We start from the raw sequence: 9215 nt of genomic DNA, 5'->3' as shown, positions 1-9215 counted from the left end.
GTGCCAGGTTCGCGGCGAACACCACCGCCCCGGCCACCATCAGGAACAGCTCGTGGCCGTACCCGGACTTGCCCGGGGAAGCGCTGTTCTGCCCGAGCTGGGTGCGGGCGTAGGAGGCCCCGACCGCAGCCGGCAACAGTTCCAGGCCGAGGATCGAGGTCGCCTCCCGCCAGTTCCGCAGCCAGTCCAGGACGTCGAGGGTGGTGAGGATGACCGCGGCAGCGACGGCGGCAGCGAGGAACGCCACGCCCGCGTCCACCAGAGCAGGGCGCCATCCCGACGCTCCGGAGCCTCCCAGGTGGCGGGCGAGGCCGATGACCAGCAGGACGGTCCCGACCGCGAGGGCGGCCAGGCGGTAGCGGTCGACGGCGAGGCTCAGCCGCCACACCTCCATCGTCATCAGGACGGGCATGGCGAAGAGCAGGGCTCCGCCGACGGCCCGGCCGAACCCCTTGATCAGGTGGTGCGCCTCGGTCTGCTGCGGCATCGCGCTCCACTCAGGTCAGGTCGCGCACGGTTCGCAGAGGTGGAGGAAGTCTCGATCGGTCTATTAGGGCGGTCGTCCAGCCGGCGTCCAGGGCTGCCCTGCCACGGGGAGACGCTGCCGCGCGGTCCCGGAGACGGGGGGGAGGAGTCTCTGGCGCGCGTCGTCCGCCAGGAACAGAAGTCTGGCAGGCGTTCCCGGACAGCGGAGGAGAGCTCCTTGGTAGAGCCGAGGTTGACACGGCAACGTCATGGACGCCGGGGCGATCCCCCGGCAGTCACGTGCCGTCGGCGGGCGGACGCGAGGCGGGCGACCGATGGCGGCCACCGGCTCGCGGTACGGGACCGACGACCTCGCCGTCCTGATGATCACCGTCCCTGATCGACGCGCCGTCACCGCGTCTGCCCCGTCCCGGCGTGCGCGACGCCCGGTCAGTTCGGGTTGACGACACCCGCGCCTGGGTGGTGTGCCGCGCCACCGAGATCCAGCGCTGCTCGCTGCAGGGTGGGTGAAGCGCCCCGGAGGGTGAACTGCCGGCGGTGCCGGGTGGCCCGGCGGTAGGCGACGGCGATGGCGCGCAGACCGTGCTGATCGCCCACTGTGGCTCCGCTGAGGTCGAGGGTCCACTGCGCGCACGAGGTGAGCAGGAGCGCGAAGACGGCGTCCTCGAGCAGGTGCGCGGTTGCCCGGTCGACCCGTCCGACGAGCTCCAGGTGGCCGGTCACGAGGTCCAGGCGCGCGAGGAGCCGTGAGACGTCCTCGTGGTGCCAATCGGTGGGAGAAGCGGACGACGGGGCCACTGCGGTCACCTCGCGAACGAGGAGGAGTCGCCGGCGGCGGCAGGGCAACGGCCGGCACCCGCACCGGTGCGGGCAGAGGCCGCGTCTTCGACCCACCGAGACGCTAGCCCGCGGGCGGCGCGGAAGCCACCGGCGCAGCCATGGTCGCGGCCGGCCGGCTGCGAGTGGTCATCTCACCGCAGTGCTGGTGCATGCAGGCTCTCGCCGTGTCGCGCGGCGGGGAGCGCTCCGCTGTCCGTGCACTCGGAGCGCCCCGAGGGCGTGCACGAAGCCGTGCCGCGGCTAGCTCTTGACCTGGGCCGTGTGGGTCAAGGTGATCAGGAGCAGGCCACCGATCATGTTGCCCGCCGTGGCCAGACCGATGTTCTTCCACAGGTCGACGTAGGCCACGGCGTCGGAGAGCCAGATGCCGAACATCAGGTGCAACCCGGAGACGACGACGTGGTCGAACGGTCCCAGGGCCAGGAGGAAACCGACGAGGAACGCGACGAGGATCTGCGCCGCCATGCTGTTGCAGGCCCGGACCATGTACGACAGCAGGGTGATCAGCGCCCCGGCGAAGATGGCGCGGACGAAGGTGGCCGCCCAGTCCTTGCCGGCGATGTCCTCGGCCACCGAGACGAGGGCGTCCGCAGCGCCGGTGGGCAGTGCGCCCGGCACCGTCATGAGCGCCACCAGGATCCCGCCGCCCACCAGGTTCAGCGCGAACGTCAGCAGCCACAGCCGGCCCAGCTGGACCCACGGCCTGCGGCCCTTCTCCTCGATCGCCGCCGCAACCGGGTCGAAGAAGTCCTCGGTGAACAGCTCCGACCGTCCCACGATCAGGAACACGACGCCCACGGCGAACGCCAACGCGCCCGCGACGGTCGCCACTCCTCCGCCGACGTCCGGTTGGAGCAGCCCCTCGACGACCCCGAGCGCCACGATGCCGAACACGATCGTGACCCCGGCGATGAACGCGGTGGCGACCTTGTCCAGGGGCGACATGGCGAGCCGACGACGACCCTCGTGCTTCGCGCGCTCGTAGACCTCTTCGGGGCTCGGGGCGACAGCCATCCCGGCTCTATACCGCAAGCTCCAGGGCTCACACGGAGGTTGGGGCACGGGACACAGGCCGACCGGCTGGCCTCCCCAGCCGGCGCGTCGGACTCGGGGATGGGCGTCGAGGGCCGGTACGTGGTCCTACCGGTCGCGCCCGGCGCGCATGGCGGCGGCCACCCGGTGCCCGGCCGCATCCGACGACGAACGCGGCGCCGTGGGAGGCGCACGAGGCCGCGAGCGGGCACGAGGAGGCGTCCAGGACGACGGACGTCCACACCACCGTCAGCCCGTGAGCGAAGCACGGTCCCCGCGCTGGTCCTCGGCGCTGAGGTGGCGCGCGTCGGCGTTGCACGTACCTGAGCAGGTGCTGGGCTGAGCGCCCAGAACAGGGACGACGAAGGCCCCCGACTGGCGAAACCGCTGGTCGGAGGCCCTGTTCTGCTCCCCCGATTGGACTCGAACCAATAACCCTGCGATTAACAGTCGCATGCTCTGCCAATTGAGCTACGGGGGATCAGCGGGCGCGACCCGCTGGCCCGACGAGAGTACCCCACGGCCGATGTGCCCCGGCACGCGGCTCGCGGGGGCGGGGCGGGGCCCGCCACAGGTACGGTGACCGTCGTTCACCGCCCGTTCAACCAGGAGGTTCCCGTGGCCAAGCTGTCGTTCCTCGCCGGATTCGGTGCTGGTTACGTGCTCGGATCGCGGGCCGGCCGCGAGCGCTACGAGCAGATCCGCCGCACCTGGGAGCACGCCAAGGACGACCCGCGCCTGCAGAGCCTCGCCGGCATGGCGCAGGCGAAGGCCGACGACGCCGTCTCGACGCTGAAGTCGCAGCTGGGCGGCGAGCCTCCCCGCTGAGCCCGCCGGCTCAGTCCGGCTGCTCGGCGGCCAGCGCCTCGGCGAGCCTCTGCCGCGCGATGTCACGGGCCACCGGGTCGTCGCGGTCGGCATCGTCGTCGAAGACCACGGTCCACTCGCGGGCTGCCTGACCGGGGACCCGCCGGGCCACCAGCAGCAGGCCGCCCCGGTCGGGCAGCGGGCTGCGGCGGCTGGTCACGATCGTCTGGTCGACGCGCCGGCGCACGGTCGCCGGGAGGTCGCCGGCGTCGGTGAGCACGTGCCGCACGGCGGGCAGGCGCGCCTGCACCCCCGGCTCCACCTCGGCGAGGGGCGTCACGCTGAAGGAGCCGCCGCCGTCGGCGGTCGCGACCCAGCGGGCGTGCCCCACCTCGTGCCACGGCAGCACGCCACCGCCCGAGGGTCCGATCACCCGCAGGCCGCGGGAGGTGGCCACCAGCCAGCCGGCGTCGCGGGCCAGCACCCCCCAGGCGAGCACGCGCTCGTCGGGGTCGGCCAGGGCGGCGCGCACCTCCTCGGGCGGGCGCGCGAACCGGCGCCGGAGGTTCTCCAGCAGGCTCACGACGCGAGGCCGCCCATCGCGCGCTCGCGCAGCGACCGCGCCTGCTGCTCCAGCGCGACGAGCTGGCCGAAGACCTTCGTGTACTCGTCGGCCTGCTCGACCGGGTTCATCCGCTGCAGGCGGCCCTTGAGCGCGGCCACCTGGCGCACGGTCGCCATCTCCTGGAGCCGGGCGAGGATCGCGTTCACGTAGGCGGGGTCGCACTCGCCGGTGACCGAGCGCATCGGCTCCACCGCCAGGGCCGTGAGCAGCGCCCGGGCGCTCTCCCGCTCGCAGTGCGCCGCCACCTGGTCCAGCCACGCCGGCCCCGTCACCGTCACGCCGGCGGTGCCGCCCGCCCCGGCCACGGCCGCGGCGACGGCGGCGTAGTCCGGGTCGGTGTAGGCGCCCGGAGGCACGACGTCGAAGGACGGACCGGCGTACTCGGGGGCCTGCAGCGCGGCCTTCACGGCCTCGCGCTCGACGGCGACCGCCGCGTCGTCCGGCGTCCGCTTCGGCGCACGCGGGCGGCCCCGCGACGGCGCCCCACCCCCGTCGCCGGTCAGCCGCCGCACCCGCTCCAGCACCTCGGCCTCGTCCGTGTTGCCGATCATCCCGGCGAGCTCCCGGGCGTAGGCCGGGCGCAGGGCGTGGTCCTTGATGCCCGCCACCAGCGGCACGGTCTTCTCGAGCGCGGCGACCCGGCCCTCGACGGTGTCGAGGTCGTAGCCGGCCAGCGTCGTCCGCAGCACGAAGGCGATCAGCGGGGTGCGCCGGGCGACGAGGTCGCGGACGGCGGCGTCACCCTGCTCCTGGCGCAGCTCGCACGGGTCGCGGCCCTCCTGCTCGACCGCGACGAACGTCTGCCCGACGAAGCGCTGGTCCTCGGCGAAGGTCTTCATCGCCGCGGCCTGGCCGGCGGCGTCGCCGTCGAAGGTGTAGACGACCTCGCCGCGGAACTCGTCCTGGTCCATGAGCAGCCGGCGGAGCACGCCGATGTGCTCGGCGCCGAAGGCGGTGCCGCAGGAGGCCACCGCCGTCGTCACGCCGGCCAGGTGGCAGGCCATGACGTCGGTGTAGCCCTCGACGACGACCGCCTGGTGCCGGCGGGCGATGTCGCGCTTGGCGCGGTCGATGCCGTAGAGCACCGAGCTCTTCTTGTAGAGCGGCGTCTCGGGGGTGTTGAGGTACTTGGGCCCCGGGTCGTCGTCCATGAGCTTGCGGGCGCCGAAGCCGATGACGTCGCCGGTGATGTCGCGGATCGGCCACACCAGCCGGCGGTGGAACCGGTCGATCAGCGTGCCCCGGGAGGACTCCTTCGCCAGCCCCGCCGTCACCAGCTCGGCCTGGGTGAAGCCCTTGGCCCGAAGGTGGCGGGTCAGCCCGTCCCAGCCGCCGGGGGCGTAGCCGCAGCCGAAGTCCAGCGCCGCCTGCCGGTCGAAGGCGCGGTCGGCGAGGAACTGGCGGGCCGGCGCGGCCTCGGGGATGCCCAGCTGCTCGGCGTAGAAGGCGGCCGCCGCGGTGTTGGCCGCGACCAGCCGCGCGCGCTGGCCCACGGACGCGCGATCGGGGCCGGCGGTGGGACGCCCGCCGTCGTCCTCGTACTTCAGCTCGATGTTGGCGCGGTTGGCCAGCAGCTCGACGGCCTCGCTGAACGACAGGTGGTCGATCTGCTGGACGAAGGAGATGACGTCGCCACCTACCCCGCAACCAAAGCAATGGAAGAGGTTCCTCGACGGCGTGACCTGGAAGGACGGCGACTTCTCGTCGTGGAAGGGGCAGAGGCCCTTGAGGCTGCCGCCGCCGGCGCGCTTGAGCTGCAGGTGCTCGCCGACGATGTCGTCGATCTTGCTGCGCTCGCGCACCAGCGCGATGTCCGCCGCCCGGATCCGGCCCCGGCCGGCCATCAGCTGCTCCCGCCGATCACGGCCACCCCGACCGCGCCCGCCGTCACGGCGGTGTTGCGGCGGGAGAGCACGAGCTCGATCCAGAGCAGGAAGACCTGGTGGTGCAGCGGCACGGTCGGCTCGGCGTGGAGGGTCGGCCGCGGCGACCAGCCGCCTGTCGTCCCCGACTCGGCGACGGTGCGCGCCCCGGCGGTGTAGCGGTGAGTGCTCTTCCACACCGACGCCGTCGCCCGCTCCAGGACGACGCCCTCGAGGTCGAGGCCCCAGGTGCTCTGCCAGAACGACGTCTGCCGGGCGCGCAGCCGGGAGGAGTCGGTGGGGTCGACCTCCCAGCGGCCGGTGAGCACGCCCTTCTGCTTGCCGAAGACCCAGCGCGGGTCACCGATCACGGCGGTCGCCGCCTCGCGCCAGTTCTCCGCCCGCAGGGTCGCCACGACCGCGCCGTCCGACAGGACGGGGACCACTCCCCCGCCGACGCCGGAGGTGCCGGCCTTGCCCAGTTCGAGCACCGTGTCCTCCCTCAGCCGATGCCGGGTGCGCCGGCGACGCTCTCACCGGTCACTCGGTAGAGCAGGTAGGCAGCAGTCTCCCGCAGGATGTAGCGGAACTGGGTGGCGCGGGTCTGCACGGCCGGGCCCTGACGGGTCGGGGAGCTCTCCGCCTCCATCCCGGCGTCCTCGGCCATGCGCTCGGCGCGCATCGCGTGCCAGGGGTCGGTGACCAGGACGGCCCGCTCCCAGCCCCGCTCGGCGAAGGCCTCGCCGACCACCCGCATGCTCTCCAGGGTGTCCACCCCCTCGGGCACCGCGAGCAGCGACTCGGCGGGGACGCCGGCGGCGGCGAGGTAGTCGCGGCCGGCCTCGGCCTCGGCGAACTGGTCGCCGGCGGCCTTGCCCCCCACGGTCACGATCACGGGGGCGACGCCCTGCTCGTACAGCCTCAGCGCGTGCTCCAGTCGCGCCTCGAAGATCGACGACGGCACGCCGTTGTACTGGGCCGACCCGAGAACCACGATGGCGTCGGACTGCGGCCGGGCGTCCTGCCGTGCGGTCCACCAGATGCCGAGGGCCGTGGAGACCACCAGGAGCACGGCGGAGAGGACCCCGGCTCCGATCAGCCGCCCCAGCAGACTCCGCACACCCACCCGTCATGGGTACCACGCGGAGCTGACCTTCCTGCGGCCCCGGGGACGGTGCGTCCCGCGGCCGGTCGCGTGCGGCGACGGGCGTCGAGGGCTCGGGGCCCGCGAACACCCGACTAATGAGAATGATTGTCGTGTTCGTTACGGTGTCGGCGTCCCGTCCATCCCGTGAAGGAGCCCCCTGTGCGTCCCCTGGCCGCCCTCCGAACCACCGTCCTCGCGGCGGTCGTCCCCCTGGCCGCCGTCACCGGCTGCGCATCGACCGACGCGGGCGCCACCGCGGCGCCGGCGGAGGAGACCGCCCCCTCCCCCGCCACCGAGCCCACCGAGGTCGGCGCCAACCAGCCGCGCCTGGCCGTCACCTACGACGGCGGGCTGCTCGTCCTCGACGGCACCACCCTCGAGGTGCTCGCCGACGAACCCCTCGAGGGCTTCAACCGGCTCAACCCCGCCGGCGACGGCCGCCACTTCCTGGTCTCCACGCAGGGCGGCTTCCGACTCCTCGACGGCGGGGCCCGGGGCGAGCCGCACGGCGACCACGCGCACTACTACACCGCCGACCCCGAGCTGACCGACGTGCTCTTCGAGGCCGAGCAGCCCGGGCACGTGGTCGCCCACGCGGGGCGCACCGTCCTGTTCGACGACGGCACCGGTGACATCACCGCCTTCGACAGCGCGCACATCGCCGACGACGACGTCGAGCTCACCCGGTCCTCCACCCCGGAGGCCCACCACGGCGTCGCCGTCGAGCTGGAGGACGGCACGATGCTGGTGTCGGAGGGCACCGAGGAGTCGCGCAGCGGCGTCCGGATCCTCGACGCCGACGGCCAGGAGATCGCCGCCCGCGACGACTGCCCCGCCGTCCACGGCGAGACCGTGGCCGCCGACGAGGCGATCGTCATCGGCTGCCAGGACGGCGCCGTGCTCTACGCCGGCGGCGAGCTCACCAAGATCCAGAGCCCCGACCAGTACGGGCGCATCGGCAACCAGTTCGGCACCGAGGAGTCGCCGATCGTGCTCGGCGACTACGAGCCCAGCGCCGAGGACCGGTCGAGCACCGTCGCGCTGATCGACACGACGACCGCGGAGCTGCGCCTGGTCGACCTCCCGGCGCCCTACTGGTACCGCTCCTTCGGCCGCGGGCCGAACGGCGAGGGCCTGGTCCTCACCTACGACGGCGCCCTGCAGGTCATCGACCCCGTCTCCGGCACCGTGACCCGCTCCATCCCCGTCACCGGCGCCTGGGAGGAGTCCGAGGACTGGCAGGACCCGCACCCGCAGGTCGTCGTCGTCGACGGCATGGCCTACGTGACCGAGCCCGCCACCCAGCAGATCCACGCGGTCGACGTCGAGGGCGGCGCGGTGTGGAAGAGCGGCGACCTGGAGGTGGCACCGATCGAGCTCGCCGGGGTCTCCGGCGACGTCGAGGGGGACGCCGCGCACGAGCACGGCGACGAGGAGCACGCCGAGGGCGACGAGCACGACGAGAACGGCGAGTGATCGCCGCCGCTGCCGCGCGGAGGGCGGCCCTCACCGGGCTCGTCCTGTGCGCGGTCTCCGGGTGCGCCGGGGACCCGGCCGGCCCACCGGACGACGGCGTCGTCGACGTCCTCGTCTCGTCGTACCCGCTGGAGTACGTCGCCGAGGCGGTCGGGGGGAAGCACGTCGAGGTCACCAACCTGACGCCCGCCGGCGACGACACCCACGGGCTGGAGCCGGCACCCCGCGACGTCGCGGCGATCGGCGAGGTCGACGTCGTCGTGCACCTCTCCGGCGGCCTGCAGCCGGCGCTCGACGAGCTCCTCGACCAGCAGCCACCGGAGCACCTGGTGGACGCCGCCGCCGTGGCCGACCGCGGGCCGGACCCGCACTTCTGGCTCGACCCGCTCCGGCTGGCCGAGCTGGGCGAGCAGGTGGCCGAGGAGCTCGCCGCGGTCGACCCCGACCACGCGGCGGAGTACGCGGCGGCGGCCGGACGGCTGGCCGACTCCCTCGCCGACCTGGACCGCGAGTACGCCGAGACCCTCGCCCCCTGCCAGGGGGCCACGCTGCTCGCGACGCACGAGGCGTTCGGGTACCTCGCCGACCGGTACGGCTTGCGCCAGGTCGGGGTCGCCGGCCTCGACCCGCAGGTCGAGCCACCGCCGAGCCGGGTGCGGGCCGCGGCCGACGCGGTCCTGAGCTCGGGCGCGCGGACGATCTTCTTCGAGACCGCCGCGGGCTCCTCCGTGGCGGAGGTCCTCGCCGCCGACCTGGGGCTGGCGACCGACGTGCTGCACCCCATCGAGCGGGTGACGGCCGAGCAGACCTATCCCGGCCTCATGGCCGCCAACCTGAAGGCGCTGCGGCGCGGCCTCGTCTGCAGCGGCTGACGACGGGACCCTGCACCGCGGCCGCGGTGCAGGGTCCCGCGCCGAGCCTGCGAGGCGTGGGGAGCACC

At 73.8% G+C, this 9215-nt stretch carries 10 protein-coding genes and 1 tRNA gene; 3 read left to right on the top strand and 8 right to left on the bottom strand.

The annotated features are described in order from the left end of the window. From ACI79P_RS20490 to ACI79P_RS20475, 4 genes are all read right to left on the bottom strand, one after another. The coding region (locus ACI79P_RS20490) for a DUF2391 family protein (RefSeq protein ID WP_456582907.1) at positions 1-487 on the bottom strand (487 nt) is incomplete at its 3' end. A 428-nt stretch (positions 488-915) separates the two neighbouring features. Further along, positions 916-1284, bottom strand: a complete 369-nt coding sequence (locus ACI79P_RS20485) for an STAS domain-containing protein (protein WP_456582906.1) — start codon at positions 1282-1284, stop codon at positions 916-918. Positions 1285-1566: 282 nt separating this feature from the next. Next, positions 1567-2340, bottom strand: a complete 774-nt coding sequence (locus ACI79P_RS20480) for a formate/nitrite transporter family protein (RefSeq protein WP_456582905.1) — start codon at positions 2338-2340, stop codon at positions 1567-1569. Positions 2341-2766: 426 nt separating this feature from the next. Further along, positions 2767-2839: transfer RNA gene (locus ACI79P_RS20475), tRNA-Asn, on the bottom strand. A gap of 137 nt (positions 2840-2976) precedes the next feature. Here ACI79P_RS20475 and ACI79P_RS20470 point away from each other — a divergent pair. Next, positions 2977-3186, top strand: coding sequence for a hypothetical protein (locus ACI79P_RS20470; protein WP_456582904.1), 210 nt, complete (start codon positions 2977-2979; stop codon positions 3184-3186). Between the two features lie 10 nt (positions 3187-3196). Here ACI79P_RS20470 and ACI79P_RS20465 read toward each other — a convergent pair whose 3' ends face one another. From ACI79P_RS20465 to ACI79P_RS20450, 4 genes are read right to left on the bottom strand one after another with little or no spacing between them, the layout of a single operon-like run. Then, positions 3197-3748: a hypothetical protein gene (locus ACI79P_RS20465; RefSeq protein WP_456582903.1), complete on the bottom strand. Its 552-nt coding sequence runs from the start codon at positions 3746-3748 to the stop codon at positions 3197-3199. Further along, positions 3745-5634, bottom strand: a complete 1890-nt coding sequence (dnaG, locus tag ACI79P_RS20460; RefSeq protein ID WP_456582902.1) for a DNA primase — start codon at positions 5632-5634, stop codon at positions 3745-3747. Before dnaG ends, ACI79P_RS20465 begins: the two co-directional genes overlap by 4 nt. Next, the gene (locus ACI79P_RS20455; RefSeq protein WP_456582901.1) at positions 5634-6143 is read right to left on the bottom strand and encodes a hypothetical protein; all 510 of its coding nucleotides are present in this window, start codon (positions 6141-6143) and stop codon (positions 5634-5636) included. Before ACI79P_RS20455 ends, dnaG begins: the two co-directional genes overlap by 1 nt. A gap of 11 nt (positions 6144-6154) precedes the next feature. Beyond that, the gene (locus ACI79P_RS20450; RefSeq protein WP_456582900.1) at positions 6155-6778 is read right to left on the bottom strand and encodes a YdcF family protein; all 624 of its coding nucleotides are present in this window, start codon (positions 6776-6778) and stop codon (positions 6155-6157) included. Between the two features lie 165 nt (positions 6779-6943). Here ACI79P_RS20450 and aztD point away from each other — a divergent pair, with 165 nt between their 5' ends. Both aztD and ACI79P_RS20440 read left to right on the top strand, forming a co-directional pair. After that, entirely contained in the window at positions 6944-8275 is a 1332-nt protein-coding gene (gene aztD / locus ACI79P_RS20445) for a zinc metallochaperone AztD (RefSeq protein WP_456582899.1), read from the top strand. Further along, entirely contained in the window at positions 8272-9147 is an 876-nt protein-coding gene (locus ACI79P_RS20440) for a metal ABC transporter substrate-binding protein (RefSeq protein WP_456582898.1), read from the top strand. The genes aztD and ACI79P_RS20440 overlap by 4 nt, the downstream gene beginning before the upstream one ends. Positions 9148-9215 lie beyond the last annotated feature (68 nt).

This window comes from Blastococcus sp. SYSU DS0510, from assembly GCF_054050835.1.
The sequence above is the reverse complement of the archived record's forward strand: the minus strand, read 5'-3'. Positions and strand labels throughout refer to the sequence as shown.